General features: G+C 32.4%; 16 protein-coding genes. 13 read left to right on the top strand and 3 right to left on the bottom strand.

Translation table 11 applies throughout. The features are described 5' to 3' along the window. Positions 1-123: 123 nt before the first annotated feature. Positions 124-2,871: a putative LPS assembly protein LptD gene (locus ACFX5E_RS09285; RefSeq protein WP_379854961.1), complete on the bottom strand. Its 2,748-nt coding sequence runs from the start codon at positions 2,869-2,871 to the stop codon at positions 124-126. A gap of 82 nt (positions 2,872-2,953) precedes the next feature. On the opposite strand from ACFX5E_RS09285, the gene ACFX5E_RS09280 reads away from it, so the two are divergent. The 13 genes from ACFX5E_RS09280 (at position 2,954) to ACFX5E_RS09220 (ending at position 17,793) form a co-directional block, all read left to right on the top strand. After that, the gene (locus ACFX5E_RS09280) at positions 2,954-4,123 is read left to right on the top strand and encodes an N-acetylmuramoyl-L-alanine amidase family protein (protein WP_379854924.1); all 1,170 of its coding nucleotides are present in this window, start codon (positions 2,954-2,956) and stop codon (positions 4,121-4,123) included. Positions 4,124-4,173: 50 nt separating this feature from the next. Continuing rightward, the gene (locus tag ACFX5E_RS09275) at positions 4,174-5,022 is read left to right on the top strand and encodes an N-acetylmuramoyl-L-alanine amidase family protein (protein ID WP_379854923.1); all 849 of its coding nucleotides are present in this window, start codon (positions 4,174-4,176) and stop codon (positions 5,020-5,022) included. Further along, positions 4,955-5,332, top strand: coding sequence for a hypothetical protein (locus tag ACFX5E_RS09270; RefSeq protein WP_379854922.1), 378 nt, complete (start codon positions 4,955-4,957; stop codon positions 5,330-5,332). The genes ACFX5E_RS09275 and ACFX5E_RS09270 overlap by 68 nt, the downstream gene beginning before the upstream one ends. Before the next feature lie 50 nt (positions 5,333-5,382). After that, positions 5,383-6,348 carry an MlaD family protein gene (locus tag ACFX5E_RS09265; RefSeq protein WP_379854921.1) on the top strand — a complete coding sequence of 322 codons (966 nt, stop codon included), beginning with the start codon at positions 5,383-5,385 and terminating at the stop codon, positions 6,346-6,348. Positions 6,349-6,353: 5 nt separating this feature from the next. Next, entirely contained in the window at positions 6,354-7,691 is a 1,338-nt protein-coding gene (locus ACFX5E_RS09260) for a 4Fe-4S dicluster domain-containing protein (RefSeq protein WP_379854920.1), read from the top strand. 81 nt (positions 7,692-7,772) lie between these two features. After that, entirely contained in the window at positions 7,773-8,564 is a 792-nt protein-coding gene (locus ACFX5E_RS09255) for a (Fe-S)-binding protein (RefSeq protein WP_379854919.1), read from the top strand. 56 nt (positions 8,565-8,620) lie between these two features. Next, entirely contained in the window at positions 8,621-9,103 is a 483-nt protein-coding gene (locus ACFX5E_RS09250) for an ABC transporter ATPase (protein WP_379854918.1), read from the top strand. A 13-nt stretch (positions 9,104-9,116) separates the two neighbouring features. Beyond that, the gene (locus ACFX5E_RS09245) at positions 9,117-12,107 is read left to right on the top strand and encodes a glycoside hydrolase family 3 N-terminal domain-containing protein (RefSeq protein ID WP_379854917.1); all 2,991 of its coding nucleotides are present in this window, start codon (positions 9,117-9,119) and stop codon (positions 12,105-12,107) included. Positions 12,108-12,266: 159 nt separating this feature from the next. Beyond that, complete coding sequence (locus tag ACFX5E_RS09240) at positions 12,267-12,887, top strand: phosphatase PAP2 family protein (RefSeq protein ID WP_379854916.1); 621 nt, start codon at positions 12,267-12,269, stop codon at positions 12,885-12,887. A gap of 42 nt (positions 12,888-12,929) precedes the next feature. Further along, positions 12,930-14,129, top strand: a complete 1,200-nt coding sequence (locus ACFX5E_RS09235) for an MFS transporter (RefSeq protein WP_379854915.1) — start codon at positions 12,930-12,932, stop codon at positions 14,127-14,129. Next, a complete protein-coding gene (locus ACFX5E_RS09230; RefSeq protein ID WP_379854914.1) occupies positions 14,113-16,131 on the top strand; it encodes a heavy metal translocating P-type ATPase in 2,019 nt (672 codons plus the stop codon). The genes ACFX5E_RS09235 and ACFX5E_RS09230 overlap by 17 nt, the downstream gene beginning before the upstream one ends. Positions 16,132-16,196: 65 nt before the next feature. Further along, positions 16,197-17,330 carry an N-acetyl-alpha-D-glucosaminyl L-malate synthase BshA gene (gene bshA / locus ACFX5E_RS09225; protein ID WP_379854913.1) on the top strand — a complete coding sequence of 378 codons (1,134 nt, stop codon included), beginning with the start codon at positions 16,197-16,199 and terminating at the stop codon, positions 17,328-17,330. 37 nt (positions 17,331-17,367) lie between these two features. Beyond that, a complete protein-coding gene (locus ACFX5E_RS09220; protein WP_379854912.1) occupies positions 17,368-17,793 on the top strand; it encodes a protease complex subunit PrcB family protein in 426 nt (141 codons plus the stop codon). 51 nt (positions 17,794-17,844) lie between these two features. Here the strand turns inward: ACFX5E_RS09220 and ACFX5E_RS09215 are convergent, their stop codons facing one another. After that, entirely contained in the window at positions 17,845-18,330 is a 486-nt protein-coding gene (locus tag ACFX5E_RS09215) for a hypothetical protein (RefSeq protein ID WP_379854911.1), read from the bottom strand. A gap of 155 nt (positions 18,331-18,485) precedes the next feature. Further along, positions 18,486-18,803, bottom strand: coding sequence for a hypothetical protein (locus ACFX5E_RS09210; protein ID WP_379854910.1), 318 nt, complete (start codon positions 18,801-18,803; stop codon positions 18,486-18,488). Between the last annotated feature and the right edge of the window lie 33 nt (positions 18,804-18,836).

The following is an 18,836-nucleotide window of genomic DNA, read 5'->3' as shown; positions in this document are numbered from 1 at the left end:
GATTATATTTTTAAATATTGCTTTGAAAATTAATGTAGATTCATCATTTTCTGTTTGTAATAATGTAAAATAAAGGTTGAGCTGCTTTTGAAATTAAAGTATAATCAAATAATCGTTGAGTAATTATCTATTGGTTCTACTGCGTTTATCCCATTTAATATCACTTAACACTCCTGCTTTGATTCCAATAAAGAAACCCCAGTTCGCATTCTCTCCAAATGGTGTCCAATTGAAATCCATTCTCCAGCTTAATAAATCTCTTTCAAAACGAAATTGAGTAAATGTGACTCCTTTTTGAACAAAATCATAACCGGTTGATACACCAGCTTTCCATTTAGGTGTGATGTCTGCATTAGCTGAAACCATTATTGAATTCCCGATGATTTTCTTTTCTCTATTGTTATTTCCATAAGTAAGTGAATAAGCAAAAGTCATGTCCCAGGGTAACTTGGCACTAAAAAACTCCGATATTTTGTCCTCTTCATTTTCTTCTTCATCACCAAATTGACTTTTTCTGTTCTCTCCTAAATCAGTATTTGTTCCAAATAAATCATCTTCACGACCACCGTTTCTTTCACTTTGAGTATTTTTTTCTTTCTTGGTCGTATCCTTTTCTTTGCTGGATATGGCATAATTCAAAGTCATATTTGCACTTGTCATTCGGAATAAACTTCCGCCATTATCAATATTAAAAACGTTGATTCTCGTTCCTGAATTATCAATTGCATAAGGGTCTAATGTGGCGCCAAAATTCACATTCATTTTGTTCTCCAATAGTTGTGTACCACCGCTAACTCTAACTGGCGCAAATGCAAGAGAGGTTACTCCGTCGGCATCAAAATTGTAACTGGTAGAAAGATTCAAATTATTAAGAAGCATTATTTTTTTAGGTTCCGTCTTTGTTGAGTCCTTATCATTAACTTTTGCTTCAAATGTATTGCTTAAATCAAAGCCCATGGTATTAGAGTTAGAATTTCCGGGTGCTCCAAAAATCCCAGTTTCAAATCGAGAATATTCTTTGATCATAGTTCCGGTAGCATCAGCAGAATAGGTATCGTAATATTTTTCAAAGCTAGGAGTATAGCCATAGGAAAGGGATGGTCGCATGACGTGTCTGATAGATTTTATTTTTTTATCATCACCAAAATTAAAAGTTCCATAGATCGTAGTTCCTAAACTGGATGAAAACGAATACGTTCTATAGGCATCAAAACCGTTTACAGTATTATCTACCACTTTACTTTGATCTGTATCATATTCCTTTTTAATCGTTTTGGTGTACCATACTTCTCTATAATTTAAGGAGCTGGAAGCACTGAAATATTTAAATAATTTAAAATTAGTACTCAAAGGGATCGTATGTTCCATACCCATTTTAGCATCTCTAAACATTTGTGGTTTAAAGAACAAAGAATCAGTAGTTATGATACTATTTTTTCCGCTTAAATTATATTGCAGGTTGATATTCTTGAAAAAACCTTTTTTGACACCATCTTTCCCTACAAATGGATAAATACGATCAACACTTACCTGAAGTGTAGGCAACGTCATGTTAATTTCTTCTGTTTGTGTGTTCTGTGAGTGGGTTGCAGTCAATGAAATTCTGACTTGTGGTACTGTGTTGAATATTTTACTGTATGAAATAGAGGAACTTAATGTATTATTGAGATTGGAACCAACATTTGCCTGATTTATGGATTGCTTAAAATATTTGCTGCTTCCTAGATTCACAGAAGCCGAAAAACTAGAATTTGGGTTCGATTTAGAATCTTTGGCATGTGACCATTGTATGTTATAAATTTTTTGTTTTGAATAATCAGGAAACCCTCTTTCACTGTTAATCAAATTTTCAAACCGTACATTGAAGTTACCTCTAAATTTATATCGTTTGGCATAACTGGATTCAAAACGCATTCCATAACTACCATTAGTGTAATAATCACCTAAAACGGTTAAGTCATAATTATCGCTGAGTGCAAAATAATAACCAGCATTTTGTAACGAAAAACCTCTGGTATTTGAATCGTTATAACTGGGTAAAATTATTCCGGATAAGCTGGTTTCTTTACTCATAGGAAAAAAAGCAAAAGGTAAAGCAATTGGTGTTGGGACATCCGCAATAACCATATTAGTAAGCCCTGTAACTACTTTTTTACCAGGAATAAACTTCACTTTTCTCGTTTGGAAATAGTATTCCGGATTATCTACATCTTTTGATGTGGTGAATCGAGCATTCTTTAAGAAATAAACAGAATCATTTTCCTTTTTTGTAATTTCTGCTTTTATTTTAAATTCCCCTTGATCAGATCTTGAATTCCAAATCAAAGCTTTTTTAGTTTTAAAATTAAACCGAATGGAATCAGGCTCTACAACATTGCTTCCTTGTTTGAAATTTGGATATTGAGTATAAATTCCTGTGGAATCTTTTATCCGACCGGCATAAACTTCATTCTTTTCATAGTCCATCACGATGATACCGGATTTTAGTTCTATGTCTTGATAATATAGTTCAGCCTTGTTATATAAGGTAATAAGTTTTTTCTTTTGATCAATCTTAGCGTAATCTTCGGCTTTATATTTTACTTTACCATCAAGAAATACTTTTTTTGGTTTTGTAGTGTCGATTTTTATAGAATCACTTTCTTTTTTTATAATTGTAGTCGATTTTCCGGGATTAGGAACAGTAGTTTTGGAGCTATCTGTTTGTTTTCTAGTAGGTATAACTGTTGTTTTTTTTGTTATACCTTGAGAATATAATTTACCCGATCCAAATGATAGGAAAATTGATAATAAAACGATATTAAATAAGTTTGTATGCAAAGGTTTAAATGCTATTTTTGTAAAGTTATGGCCTGTTTTTTGACACGTCAAACTTACATATAATTTTTTGTCAAAAATAATCAAATAAAGGATTTATGACGCTAGAGTTTTAATTAAATTAATTTCAAGAATTATGCATATTACATTTAAAATTAAAATACTGGTTACTTTCTTTCTAACGGCAGTTTCTTTTTCGGCCTATAGCCAATCTAATGTTTTTAGAGTAACATTAGATGCAGGACATGGCGCCCATGATTTTGGTGCTGTCTATAATGGTCACGTCGAAAAAAACATAGCCTTGGCTGTGGTGCTTAAAGTTGGAAAAATTTTGGAGGCAACTCCCAAAGTAGATGTGATTTATACTCGAAAAACAGATGTATTTATTGATTTAGTGGAACGTGCCAATATTGCTAATAGAGCTGATGCCAATATTTTTGTTTCGATACATTGTAATGCGAATAGAAATACAGCCGGATTTGGCACAGAAACGTATGTAATGGGTTTGAGTAAAGTGGCTTCTAATATGGAAGCGGCTAAAAAAGAGAACTCCGTAATTACTTTAGAAAAGGATTATAAACAGAAATATGAAGGGTTTGATCCCAACTCTCCTGAAACCATGATTGGAATGACCTTGATGCAAGAGGAATATTTAGATAACAGTATTTCATTAGCCAGTAAAGTGGAAGATGCATTTGGAGCTTTAGGTAAAAAAATTAGAGGAGGCGGAGTTAAACAAGCGCCTTTTATGGTACTTCATAAAGCGTATATGCCCCGAGTGTTGATTGAAATGGGGTTTATTTCTAATTTTGAGGAAGGAAATATTTTAGACTCTGAAGAAGGTCAAAATGAAATTGCAACAGCTATTGCCTCGGCTATCATTAGTTATAAAAACGAGTATTATGGAAATGGAGAACCTGAAACTTTTGATACTAAACCATCACAAAAAATTATTGAAAAACCAATAAGAGATACAGTAGCTCTTGTGAAGCCTAAATTAAATTTTAATGCTGCGGAACAAAAAACAGCAGCTCAAGGAACAGATAATTCACCAGCTTTATTTAAAGTGCAACTTTCGGCAAGTATTAACAAACTTGAATTACAGCCTAGAAATTTCAAAGGTTTGAAAAATATTTCGATGGCATATGAGAATAGCGTTTATAAATATATGTACGGGGAAACTGCTGATTATGAAGAGGCAAAAAAACAATTGCAAGAAGCCAAACAGAAAGGGTACAATTATGCTTTTTTAATTGCATTTAAAAACGGCAAAAAAATCAGTATTCAAGAAGCAATTAAAAATTAATTTATCAATAAAAGTTTTTCATTTTAAATTTATAAAAAAACACCTGAATTTTGAAAATATCTAGAGAAATTAAAACCACCTTACTACTTATATTTTTGTTTTTTTCTTTAAATATTATTTCTCAGTCTAGTCGTAATTTTGTAATTATTTTAGATGCAGGACATGGTGGGAAAGATCCAGGTAACTCTTACAATGGTTTTGTTGAAAAAGACATTGCTCTTAAAACTACATTAAAGGTTGAAAAATATCTTCAAAGAGATTCCGATATTCAAGTTATTTATACCAGAAAAAATGATGTTTTTGTAGAATTACGAGAAAGACCGAAAAGAGCAAATAGCATTGATGCTAATTTGTTTATTTCTATACATTGCAATTCTGTTAAAAGTCCAACTCCTTATGGTACTGAGACTTTTGTAATGGGTTTGGCTCGAAGTAATACTAATTTTGAAATAGCCAAAAATGAAAATTCAGTAATATTATTAGAGAAAAATTATAAAAAATCATATAAAGGTTTTGACCCTAATAAACCGGAAACTCTGATAGGCCTAAAAATTTTGCAAGAAGAATATCTGAACAGAAGCATTAGTCTGGCATCAAAAATCGAAAAAAATTTCACTCAAAAATTGAATAGAAAATCAAGGGGTATTAAACAAACACCTTTATGGGTTCTAGATGCTGCTTATATGCCAAGCGTATTGATTGAATTAGGTTTTTTGTCCAATAAAGAAGAAGGACTTTACCTGAATTCAGAATCAGGTCAAGATCAAATGGCCGAAGCCATTGCTACAGCCATTATTAGTTACAAAAAACAATATTTTGAAATTGAATTGGATGAACCACTATCTGAACGCTCAACGAAAAATCAAAAAAAAAGACACTTCAACTACTTTAAAAGATAAATCATTCAGAGAAACGGTATCAGTACAAAAAAAATCAGCGAATAAAGAAACGGCAGGAGTGGTTTTTAAGGTTCAAATAGCAACTTCAAAAAAAAGCATCAAATTAATACCGGTTAATTTTAAAGGGTTGAAAAATGTTTCATTATCAACAGAGAACGGAACTTTTTATAAGTATAATTATAGTTCTACATCAGACTATGCTACAGCAAAACGCAATTTAGAAATTGCAAAATCAAAAGGTTTTCCTTCGGCTTATCTGGTAGCTTTTAAAAACGGAGAAAAAATTAGTGTGCAAGAAGCCGTTAAATAATTATAACAAGTTTAAAATTTTATATTAAATTTGTGCAAAATACTTAAATTTTGAAAATAACAAGAGAAATTAAAACTGCCGTACTAGTTATTGCATCTATATTATTATTTATTTGGGGCTACAGTTTTCTAAAAGGAAGAGATCTTTTTGCAAATTACAAAACTTTTTATGTTGAGTATAAAAATGTTGAGGGATTAGCCACATCCTCGCCTGTAACCTTAAACGGTCTAGTGATTGGTAAAGTGAATAGCATTGCATTAAATCCTGAAAATGGAAATCTATTAGTTGAACTTCAATTAAAAACTGATTTCCCAATTTCTAAATCCAGTGTAGCTACTATTTATGAGCCAGGATTTATTGGAGGAAAGCAAATTGGTATTTATCCTAATTTTGAAGATAAAACAATAGCCGAGGATGGTCAAAGACTGCGTGGAGATGTGAAATTAGGTCTTACTGAAAAAGTGGGTGATCAATTAGCTCCAATTCAGGATAAATTTGAAAAAATAATGCTTCATACTGACCAACTAATAACAGGTATTAATAATGTTTTAGATAAAAAAGGTCAAGAAGATTTGAAAGTAAGTTTATCAGAGTTATCTAAGACTATAGAACAATTTCATAAAGCATCTGCGAGTGTAAATACATTATTGGATGAAAACAAAGTTCAAATAAAAGGTGCTGTTACGAATTTCAATAAAATTTCGGGTGATTTTTCTAAAATATCAGACTCATTGAATAAAGCTGATTTAGGAAAAACAATAAGAAATCTAAATAAAACATTAGTAAGAGTTGACGGTATAATGAGTGGTTTAGAATCTGGAAAGGGTTCTATGGGTAAATTATTAAGCGATGAAGCCTTCTATGAAAATTTGAAAGCGACAACTAAAGAATTAGAATTATTATTGCAAGATATAAGATTAGCGCCAACAAGATATGTCAATGTTTCTTTATTCGGAAAGAAAAATAAGCCATATGTTGCTCCAAAAAATGATTCAATAATAAAAACAAAAAACTAGCAATTATGAGCTATTTAGACAATGTATTATTTGCCATATTATTGGTTATAGGTTTTGGATATTTTTATAATAATATTAGAAAAATTATTAGAAATATAAATCTAGGTATAGCAGTTAACAGAAAAGATAACGCTAAAGCACGTTGGAATAATATGGCCATGATTGCTCTTGGGCAGTCTAAAATGGTGAAAAGACCAATAGCTGGAGCACTCCATATTGTAGTATATGTTGGTTTTGTAATAATCAATATAGAATTATTAGAAATAATCATTGACGGTTTATTTGGAACTCACAGGGTTTTTGCTTTTTTAGGACCAGTATATGATGTATTGATAGCTTCTTTTGAAATATTAGCAGTATTAGTTTTAGTTGCTGTAATTGCTTTTTGGACAAGAAGAAATATTATAAGATTAAAGCGATTTGCAAGCTCAGATTTAAAGGGTTCTCCTAAAAATGACGCCGATTATATTCTGTATTTCGAAGTTGTTTTGATGACTTTATTTTTGTTGATGAACGCATCAGATTTGCATTTACAAAACATTCCCGGAGGTTTTTCTCATTTTATTAAAGCAGGTTCATTTCCTATAAGTCAGTTTATCGAGCCTTTATTTAACGGAATGTCAAATGAATTGGTGATGCTTCTTACCGAAATATTTTGGTGGTTGCACATCACCGGTATTTTGATTTTTATGAATTACTTGTACTTTTCAAAACACTTACATATATTATTGGCTTTTCCTAATACTTATTTTGCAGATCTAAATCCTCAAGGTCAATTTGATAACTTAGAATCCGTTACCAAAGAAGTAAAGTTGATGATGGATCCAAACGCAGATCCATTTGCAGCAGCGCCACCAGCTGGTGAAAATGAAGTGCCAAGTAAGTTTGGAGCAAGTGATGTACAAGATTTAAATTGGGTTCAATTATTGAATGCTTATACTTGTACAGAATGTGGTCGTTGTACTTCCTCATGCCCAGCTAATATTACAGGAAAAAAATTGTCTCCTCGTAAAATTATGATGGATACTAGAGATAGAATTGAAGAAGTAGGTAGGAATATAGATGCAAATAAAGGAGTTTTCATTCCGGATAACAAATCATTGTTAAACGATTATATTACCCCAGAAGAACTTTGGGCATGTACTTCTTGTAATGCATGTGTAGAGGAATGTCCAGTAAGTATAAGTCCGCTATCAATAATTATGGATATGCGACGTTATTTAGTTATGGAACAAAGTGCCGCGCCAATGCCAATAAATGCGATGATGACCAATATAGAAAATAATGGTGCACCATGGCAATACAATCAACAAGACCGATTGAATTGGAAAAACGAAAACTAATATTTTACAGTTTAATTGCTTATTCGTTTAAACGTTTAACTGAATCAACAATCATTGAGTAACCGAATCAATAAAAAAATCATGTCAGAAAATTTAATAGTGCCAACGATGGCAGAAATGCTAGCTCAGGGAAAACAACCAGAAGTTTTATTTTGGGTAGGTTGTGCAGGGAGTTTTGATGATAGAGCAAAAAAAATAACAAAGGCATTTGTGCGAATTTTAAATCGTACGAATGTTTCTTTTGCAGTTCTTGGTACCGAAGAAAGTTGTACTGGAGATCCTGCAAAAAGAGCTGGAAATGAGTTTTTGTTTCAAATGCAGGCCATGATGAATATTGAGGTTTTAAATGCATACGAAGCAAAAAAAATTGTTACAGCTTGTCCGCATTGTTTTAATACTTTGAAAAATGAATATCCTGAATTAGGCGGAAAATACGAGGTAGTTCATCATACGGAGTTTTTGAAATCGCTATTGGATGATGGAAGACTGACAATCGAAGGAGGACAATTTAAAGGAAAGCGAATCACTTTTCACGATCCGTGTTATTTAGGAAGAGCTAACAATGTCTATGAAGCGCCAAGAGATTTAATTCTTAAACTGGATGCCGAATTAGTTGAAATGAAGCGTTCTAAAGCGAATGGATTATGTTGTGGTGCCGGTGGTGCACAAATGTTTAAAGATGCTGAACCTGGAAATAAGGAAATCAACGTTGAAAGAACCGAAGATGCATTAGAAACAAAACCGGATATTATTGCTGCAGGTTGTCCTTTTTGTAATACAATGATGACTGATGGTATTAAAAATAAAGAAAAAGAAGGTGATGTAAAAGTTATGGACATTGCAGAGTTAATAGCTAATGCGCAAGATTTGTAAGCAATCTTAATTAAAATCTTCAATCTAAAATTTGCAATCTAAAATCAAAAATCATCATGTACGTTCCATTTGAAAATTTACCCGAAGAATCTAAAATCTGGATTTATCAATCAAACAGAAAATTTTCGGATGCCGAATTTTCTGAAATAGAAACTGCCTTGCAATCCTTTCTTGAAAGTTGGGCTGCACACGGAACAAGTTTGGTATCATCGTATCAATTAAAATACAATAGATTTATTATAATTGCCGTTGATCAGGATGTTCAGGCTGCAACAGGATGTTCAATTGATTCATCTGTTGACTTTATTCAAAGTCTAGAACAAAAATACACTGTCGATTTATTGGATAAAATGAATGTGACTTTCAAATTAGGCGAGCATATTGCGCATAAGCCTTTGATCGATTTTAAGAAAATGGTCAAAGATAAAGCCGTTACTGAGAACACAATTGTTTTCAATAATTTGGTTAATAATATAGAAGAATACAATGAATCATGGGAAGTTCCAGCTATTGACAGCTGGCATAGTCGCTTTTTTTAAACAAAATAGTTCAATGAAAAAAATAGGCATCAGAATTGTTTTATTTTATGTCCTGTTTCTTTTTGTTGCCGTTAGTTGTGTTGGTACAAAAATTAATAAGCCTAAAAGAATTCTAACCAATATACCATCAAAAACAGGTGTTTCTGCTGATGATTTAAAAAATGCACCTACGCTTTTTGAGTTACCTCCTAAAGGGACTAAATGGGTAGATAGTATTTATAGTAAAATGACAATGGATGAACGAATAGGCCAGTTATTTATGGTAGCTGCTTATTCTAATAAAGATACGGTCCATTTTAATGCTATTGATAAACTAATTACTGAAAACAAAATTGGAGGATTAATCTTTTTTCAAGGTGGTCCGGTTCGTCAAGCGAATTTGGCTAATCGTTTTCAATCCAAGTCAAAATTTCCATTATTTATTGGTAATGATGCAGAATGGGGTTTGGGTATGCGACTTGATTCGACCTCTATATATCCTTGGAATATGACTCTTGGAGCCATTCAGGATATGAAATTGATAGAGAAAGTAGGTGTTCAAATGGGAGAGCAAAGTAAGCGATTAGGTTTACAATTTAACTTTGCGCCCGTTCTTGACATTAACACAAATCCAAGGAATCCTATTATAGGTTTTCGTTCTTTTGGAGAAGATAAATACAAGGTTACTGAACACGCCATTGCTTTAATGAAAGGGGTACAAAGTCAAGGTGTTTTTTCTACCGGAAAACATTTCCCCGGGCATGGTGATACAGAGACTGATTCCCATAAAGGATTGCCGACAATCAATTTCTCTAAAGAAAGATTGGAAGAGGTGGAGTTTTATCCTTACAGAAAAATGTTTCATGAAGGACTTTCTTCTGTTATGGTAGCGCACTTAAATGTTCCAAGTTTAGAATCCAGATTAAATTATCCTTCATCGATTTCCTATAATGTGGTTACGAATGTTCTTCAAAAAGAATTGGGTTTTGAAGGGCTTATTTTTACTGATGCTTTGAATATGAAAGGGGTAAGTAACTCAAATATTCCTAGCGAAATAAATTTTGAAGCTTTTATGGCTGGAAACGATATCTTATTATTTCCAGAAAATGTTCCTGTAGCAATTGATAAATTCAAACTCGCTTATTCAGCTAATTTAATAACGGAGGAAAGATTAGCTTTTTCTGTAAAGAAAATATTAAAATTCAAATACAAAGCGGGTTTAAATTCCTATAAGCCTATTGAGAAAGCTAATTTATATAAAGATTTAAATTCATCTAAAAATGAAGCTTTACAGTATGAATTATATGAAAATGCTGTTACTGTTTTAAAAAATAAGGCTTCTCTTTTACCTATAAAAAATTTAGAAAATCAAAAAATAGCCTATGTAAAAATAGGGGATGATCACAACAATTCTTTTGTTTCGACGCTGAAAAAATATGCGGATGTAACGGTTATTTCAGATACAAATTTGGATAGTTTACAAGTAAAATTGAAACCATTTACAACCGTAATTATTGGTTATCACAAGTCTGATGTAGCTTTTAAAAATGGAGAGTTAAATTCAGATGAATTGTTTAAAATCAATTATTTAGCCCGAAATAATAATGTTCTTCTGGATGTTTTTGCCAAACCATATTCCTTATTGCCTATAACAAATTTTGAGGATATTGAAGGATTGGTTGTTTCGTATCAAAATAGTGATATTGCACAAGTAGTTTCTGCTGAATTAATTTTTGGAGCTATTGTAGCCAAAGGAAAATTGCCGGTATCCATCAATACAAATTTCAAAGTTAATGACGGCTTAGCAACTGAAAAACTAAACCGATTGGGATTTACCGCTCCTGAAAATGTGGGGATGAATCCTGAAATACTGTCTAAAATTGATGCTATAGCGCAAAAGGCTATCAATGGCAGAATGACTCCCGGAATTCAGGTAGTTGTGGCTCGAAAAGGAAAAGTTATTTACCAAAAGTCATTTGGTTATCACACCTATAATAATGATTTGAAGGTTTTGGATTCAGATATTTATGATGTTGCGTCATTAACAAAGATTTTGGCTACTTTGCCAAATGTGATGCAACAATATGATCAGCAAAAAATTAATATGGAAACGACATTAGGAACAATGTCTCCAATCTTTAAAAATTCGAATAAAGAAAACATACGTTTCAAGGAATTATTATCTCATTATGCAGGACTTGTGGCTGGAATATCATTTTATAAGGCAACAATGGATAAATCGAAACTTTCAGAAAATTATTTCAGAAAAGTTTCGGAAGAGCAGTTTTCTAAACAATTAGGCGATAGTCTTTTTATAAGAAATGATTTCCATGACTCGATAATGAAAATGATTATTAAAAGTAAATTAGCTATTAAAAAGGAATACAAATACAGTGATCTTACTTTTATAATTCTTAAAGATTATTTAGAAAATACAACGGGTAAAAAATTAGACGATTTAATTCAAGAAAATTTTTATCAATCACTTGGGATGAATAATTCAAGCTTTAATCCATTGAAAAAGTTTGATAAAAACAGAATTCCTCCGACCGAAGTTGATTCTTATTTCCGTAAACAAGTTTTACAAGGTTATGTCAACGATTTATCGGCAGCATTAGAAGGTGGAGTTTCTGGTCATGCAGGTGTTTTTTCTAACGCAATGGATGTGGCTAAAATTATGCAATTGTATTTGCAGAAAGGGACTTATGGTAATCACCAATATTTTTCTGAGAAAACATTTAATGATTTCAATACCTGTTATTTTTGTGCCGAAGGGAATAGGAGAGGTATTGGATTCGATAAACCGCAATTAGGACTTGCCGGACCTACCTGCGGATGTGCATCAATGACTAGTTTTGGACATACCGGTTTTACAGGAACTATGGCTTGGGCAGATCCTGAAGCCGAAATAGTTTATGTATTTCTATCTAATAGAACTTTTCCGTTGTCTACTGAAAATAAATTATCTAAAGAAAATATTCGAGAAGATATTCAGGAAGTAATATATGAGGCGATTGTAAAATAGCGTAATTAAACACAATAATTAGCTTTAGGCCAATATGAAATTAGTAAACAATTTCATATTGGCCTATTTTGATTAAAAGGGCTTTTAAGATTTATTTTGAAACATTTAGTTAAAAATTGCTCCATGTATTATAGTATATTTGATTTGAAAATAAATACTATGAATAATAAGAGGAATGTGTTTAAAATAGGCTATTTAACGCTATTTCTTTTTTGCGTAACTTTTTTAAATGCACAAAATATAGACATCAATATTTTAAGAGATATTAATGTTAACAGAAATACATCTTTTGATCCCACTTTTAAGGTAATAACCAATAGTGCCGTTCCAATCAGCGTTGCAACTCCCATTATTATTTATTCCTTAGGATTGATAAAGAAAGACAGTACCATCAAAAAGCAAGCAATATTTATTGGAGAAACCTTTCTGGTTTCAGCATTTATAACAACTGCTTTAAAACGTACTATAAAGCGAGAGAGACCATTTGATACATATTCAGATATTGATCAGGCGACTTCGGCACCGGGTTATTCATTTCCTTCCGGTCATACTTCTACTGCTTTTGCAACAGCAACAACATTGAGTATGGCTTATCCAAAATGGTATATTATTGCGCCTTCTTTTGTATGGGCGAGTGCCGTAGGATATTCAAGGATGCACTTGGGAGTTCATTATCCAAGCGATGTATTGGCTGGAGCAATCATAGGAAGTGGTTCCGCTTATATAACATATAAAGCTAATAAATGGCTTAACAAGAAAAGGTCTAAAAAGGAAAGGTAATTGTAATTTAGGAATGAAATTATCATTTAAAAAAAAGGCAAAATGAAAATACTGAATTACATAACAAAAACAGTCTGGGTATTGTCATTGGTAAGTTTATTTACCGACACTGCAAGTGAAATGCTTTATCCTATAATGCCTATTTATCTTAAAACGATTGGTTTTTCAATTGTATTAATTGGTGTTTTAGAGGGATTTGCCGAAGCTTTGGCTGGATTAAGCAAGGGGTATTTTGGAAAGTTATCTGATAATTCCGGAAAACGAGTTCCCTTTGTGCAACTGGGCTACAGTTTAAGTGCTATTTCAAAACCCATGATGGCAGTATTTATCTTTCCGCTTTGGATATTTTTTGCAAGAGCAATTGATCGTTTCGGAAAAGGAATTCGTACTGGGGCAAGGGATGCTATTTTATCGGATGAAGCAACACCTGAAACCAAAGGTAAAATATTTGGATTTCATAGGTCAATGGATACGTTGGGTGCTGTTTTAGGGCCACTTATAGCATTGATTTATCTTTATTTTTATCCGAAACAATACAAAACGCTTTTTTATATCGCTTTTATTCCCGGTGTCCTTGCCGTATTAGCATCATTCTTGCTTAAAGACAAAATTAAAACCCATCCAATAGAAAAAAAGCCAATCTCTTTTTTTTCATTTCTTAACTATTGGAAAACAAGTCCGGAGCAATATCGAAAAGTAGTAATCGGGTTGTTGGCATTTACATTATTTAATAGTTCAGATATTTTTTTGTTATTAAAAGCCAAACAAGCGGGACTTAATGATACAAATGTAATTGGAGTTTATATTTTTTACAATTTAGTTTATGCGCTTTCGGCATTTCCAATAGGTATTTTAGCAGATAAAATAGGTTTAAAAAAGATGTTTATATTTGGATTATCTTTATTTTCCATAGTCTATTTTGGAATGGCTTTCAGTAAAAGTATCTATGCGATTTCGCTTTTCTTTTTTATTTATGGAGTTTATGCCGCCGCAACTGAAGGAATTTCGAAAGCATGGATCAGCAATATTTCCGATAAAAAAGATACCGCCACAGCAATTGGAACCTATTCGGGATTTCAAAGCATATGTACTTTAATAGCAAGTTCTTTGGCAGGATTAATTTGGTATCAATTTGGAGCCAATGCAACATTTATTATTACAGCTGTAGTAACACTTTTGGTTATTATTTACTTCTCTTTTTTTATAAAAGATAAAATTATTAAAAATGGCATCTCAAAATAAACATATGCCTGACGAGAAATGTTGCGCATTAGAAGAAAAAAAAGTTAATAAAACGAGCGAAGATGTAAGTTGTTGTTCTCATGATGAGCAAGAAAATCATTCTGACGATGACCACGACCATGACCATTCCAATGGGAGTGATAGTGTTTTTAAAATGTTTTTGCCTTCAATACTAAGTTTACTATTACTATTAACAGCAATTGCATTTGATAATTATTTTCCTCAAACCTGGTTCGTGGGTTGGGTTAGGATTTTATGGTTTTGCGTAGCTTACATTCCGGTAGGTTTCCTAGTGTTAAAAGAAGCTTTTGAGAGTATTCGTAAAGGCGACGTTTTTTCAGAGTTTTTTCTAATGTGCATCGCTACACTTGGTGCTTTTGGCATTGGCCAATACGCCGAAGGTGTTGCCGTAATGTTATTTTATTCTATTGGGGAATTATTTCAAATGTTAGCTGTAAAAAGAGCTAAATCAAGCATCAAAGCATTATTGGACCAAAGGCCGGATTCAGCAAACGTTATTGAAGGACTCGAAACCATTTCTAAAAAAGCTTCGGATATTACCATTGGTGAAATTATTCAATTAAAGCAAGGTGAAAAATTAGCTTTGGATGGAAAACTGCTTTCTGATTCTGCTACTTTCAATACAGCTGCATTGACAGGGGAAAGCAAACCCGATACCAAATCAAAAGACGAAATGGTTCTTGCCGGAATGATCAATCTCAACTCAGTCGCTGAAGTCGAAGTTACAGCCATTTTTACCGATAGTAAATTATCTAAAATTCTGGAAATGGTTCAGGAAGCCACTGCAAAAAAAGCTACAACAGAATTATTTATTAGAAAATTCGCCAAAATTTATACACCAATTGTTGTTTTTCTGGCCATTGGAATTTGTTTGCTTCCAATGTTATTTGTTGAGAATTACGTTTTCAAAGATTGGTTGTACCGAGCATTAATTTTCTTAGTAATTTCATGTCCTTGTGCATTGGTGATTTCTATTCCTTTGGGCTATTTTGGTGGAATAGGCGCAGCCAGTAGAAACGGAATTTTAATTAAGGGATCTACTTTTTTGGATATTTTGGCTTCTATTCAAGTTGTAGTTATGGACAAAACCGGAACACTGACCAAGGGTGTTTTTAAGGTGCAAAAAGTTGTTGCTATTGGAATTTCGGAAGCTGATTTGGTAAAATATACATCTGCAATCGAAACTAAATCAACACATCCTGTTGGTTCAGCTATAATTGAATATGCGAAGGACATTGTGAAAGACACTACTACAGTTACTGAAGTAGAAGAAATTGCAGGTCATGGAATGAAAGGGCTTGTAGATGGAAAAGAAATTTTAGTAGGAAGTGCTAAATTGATGAAAAAATTCGACATCAATTATGATACTGAAATTGACACGATACCATATACAATTATAGTAGTTGCTCTCAATCAAAAATATGTGGGCTATTTTATCATTGCTGATGAAATTAAAGAAGATGCAAAAGAAGCCATTCAGAGTTTACATAAATTAAATGTTCAAACGATTATGCTTTCAGGTGATAATCAAGCCATAGTTTCAATTATAGCCAAAGAGTTGAATATCGACCAAGCCTTTGGAGAATTATTACCCGAAGAGAAAGTTCAAAAAGTCTCAGAACTAAAAGAAAAGCATTTAAAAATAGCATTTGTTGGTGATGGAGTAAATGATGCACCAGTAATCGCTTTGGCAGATGTAGGAATTGCAATGGGCGGTTTAGGAAGTGATGCTGCAATCGAAACTGCAGATGTAGTAATTCAAAACGACCAGCCTACAAAAATTTTTACAGCAATAAATATTGGAAAAAAAACCAAACAAATCGTTTGGCAAAATATTGGTTTAGCTTTTTCTGTAAAATTCGTTGTCCTAATTATGGGAGCTGGGGGATTAGCCACTATGTGGGAAGCCGTTTTTGCGGATGTTGGCGTGGCTTTATTGGCAATTTTGAATGCGGTGAGAATTCAACGAATGAAATTTTAAATAAAAGTGTATTTCTCTAAAATTTCAGCCTAATTTTATTAATTTCGTTTCATTAAAATAAATACATGAAAATTGCAATAGTTTGTTATCCTACCTTTGGAGGAAGTGGAGTTGTCGCTACTGAATTAGGCCTTGAACTGGCTCGACGTGGCCATGAAATTCATTTCATAACTTATAGTCAACCAGTGCGTTTGGCTCTTTTAAATCCGAATGTGCATTATCATGAAGTTAATGTACCTGAATATCCTTTGTTTCTTTATCAACCTTATGAATTGGCTTTGTCTAGCAAGTTAGTGGATATGGTGAAGTTATATAAAATTGAATTGCTTCATGTGCATTATGCCATTCCTCACGCGTATGCGGGCTATATGGCGAAACAAATGCTGAAGGATGAAGGAATTAATATTCCCATGGTTACTACACTTCACGGAACGGATATCACTTTGGTTGGGAATCACCCATTTTATAAGCCTGCCGTAACTTTTAGTATCAATAAATCGGATTATGTTACTTCGGTTTCCCAAAGTTTGAAAGATGATACCCTTAAATTATTTAATATTAAAAAAGAAATCGAAGTTATTCCTAACTTTATTGAATTAGATAAAAATACTAACGATCCTAATACTCCATGTCGTCGTTCCGTTATGGCAAAAGGAAATGAACGTATTATTACCCATATTAGTAATTTTAGAAAAGTAAAACGAATTCCGGACATTATTAAAATATTTTATAACATTCAAAAGGAAATTCCTGCCAAGTTAATGATGGTGGGTGATGGTCCAGAAAAAGAGAAAGCGGAATACTTATGCCAAGAATTAGGCATTTTAGATAAGGTAATCTTTTTTGGAAACAGTAATGAAATTGATAAAATTCTGAGTTATACGGATTTGTTCCTGTTGCCTTCTGAAACGGAGAGCTTTGGTCTTGCTGCCTTGGAAGCTATGGCCTGGAGTGTTCCGGTAATTTCGAGTAATTCCGGAGGTTTACCGGAAGTGAATTTTGATGGAATTTCAGGCTATTTGAGCGATGTGGGTAATACCGATGAAATGGCCGAGAATGCTTTGAAAATTTTGAAAGATGATGAAACTTTAAAAAAATTCAAAGAAAATGCACTTACTATTGCTAAAAGATTTGATATCAAAAACATTTTGCCTTTGTATGAAGAGTTATATAAAAAGGCAATAAATCAATACGTATAAGATTCTATCTTTAAACCTTCTTAATTTTATTAAAAAAATGAAAAAAATTGCTCTTGTATTTTTAACCGTATTATTGTTTTCGTGTTCTTCCACTAATAAAACTATAGAAAAAAGGCCTTTGTTTGAAATCTTAACACAACAAAATGATGGTGGAGCTAGTATACGTTTTTTTGAAATTCTTTCGGAACCTAACGAAATTAAGATGCTTCAAGGGGATGAGAATTTAAAAAATAAAATTGGGCCGAATGATATTCAAACGTCAAATTTTGTTATTTTAAATATGGGACAAAAAACAACGGGAGGGTATAAAATAGGAATCGAAAATGTTGTTGAAACAGACAAGAATATAGTTATTACGGTCAAAGAAACTATCCCTGAACCAGGAGGTATGGTTACACAAGTTTTTACAAATCCTTTTTGTGTTGTTCGAATAAATTCTAAAAAAGAAATTATTTTTAAATAAAAAAAACTCCACTAGTGGAGTTTTTTAGTATTTGTAGGTTGCCATTAGAAATTAGTGTTTTCCGTTTCCATTGCCTTTGTCACCTTTTCCTTCTTTATGACCATTATTGTAGTTACCATTGTCACCATGATTTTCGTATTTTTTATCATTTTTACGGTATGAACCTATTGATTTTTGTGGTTTACCGTGATATCCTTTGTAATATTTAACTTTATGACTTTTAAAGTTACTGTATGGTCTAGATCCGTGGTAATCGTTTAGTACTACTTTATATCCATTATACAAGTTATAATTTCTATATGGTCCTGGCAAATATCTCGATCGAGTCCATGTTCCTCCATTTAAATAAATAAATTGTGTAGCTCTAATGTCATAATATGCTTGAACATCAGGTAAATAATAATAGTCTACGTTAGAATATCCTACCGGACCCCATGCTGGAGGTGAACCAATATTTACATTTACTGAAACTTGGGAGTGTATTGTACTTGAGGCAAAAAGGATTATTCCTAAGGCGATTAGTTTTAATGTTTTCATTTTTAAAATTTTTAATTAATATTCATGTTCTATTAACTTAATAAGCTAATGTTTTTATAAAGCCAACAATTGTGCCAAATAACTTAATTGGGACTTACTTTCAAAAAAAAAGAGAAGTTAATTAACCTCTCTTTTGCATATATTTTAAAGATTAATTACAACAAAAGAATCAATAAAAGGATAATGATGATAATTGCACCAACTGAAAAATAAACACCATTTCCTGTTGCTGCTAGCTCAGATTTAATTGCACGTACTTCTTTACGAAGTGCTTTTTTCTCTGAAGATTTCATGGAAGATTTATCCATTGCTTTAATTTCATCTAAACGATTTAACAAAACCTTTACCTCTGCAGGTACTTCTTTTGTAGTATTTGTTACTGTTGTTGGTGCTTTTTCAGCGGCCAAAATTGTAGTTGGAAAAGCACTTAATGATAATACCATCATCATTAAATAAAATGTAACTTTTTTCATTTTCTTCAAGGTTTTAGTTAAAATATTTTTATA

The sequence above is a fragment of the Flavobacterium xylosi genome (assembly GCF_042787345.1).
Taxonomy (GTDB): Bacteria; Bacteroidota; Bacteroidia; order Flavobacteriales; family Flavobacteriaceae; genus Flavobacterium; species Flavobacterium xylosi.
Note: the sequence above shows the minus strand (reverse complement) of the source record. Positions and strands in the feature narration are given on the sequence as shown.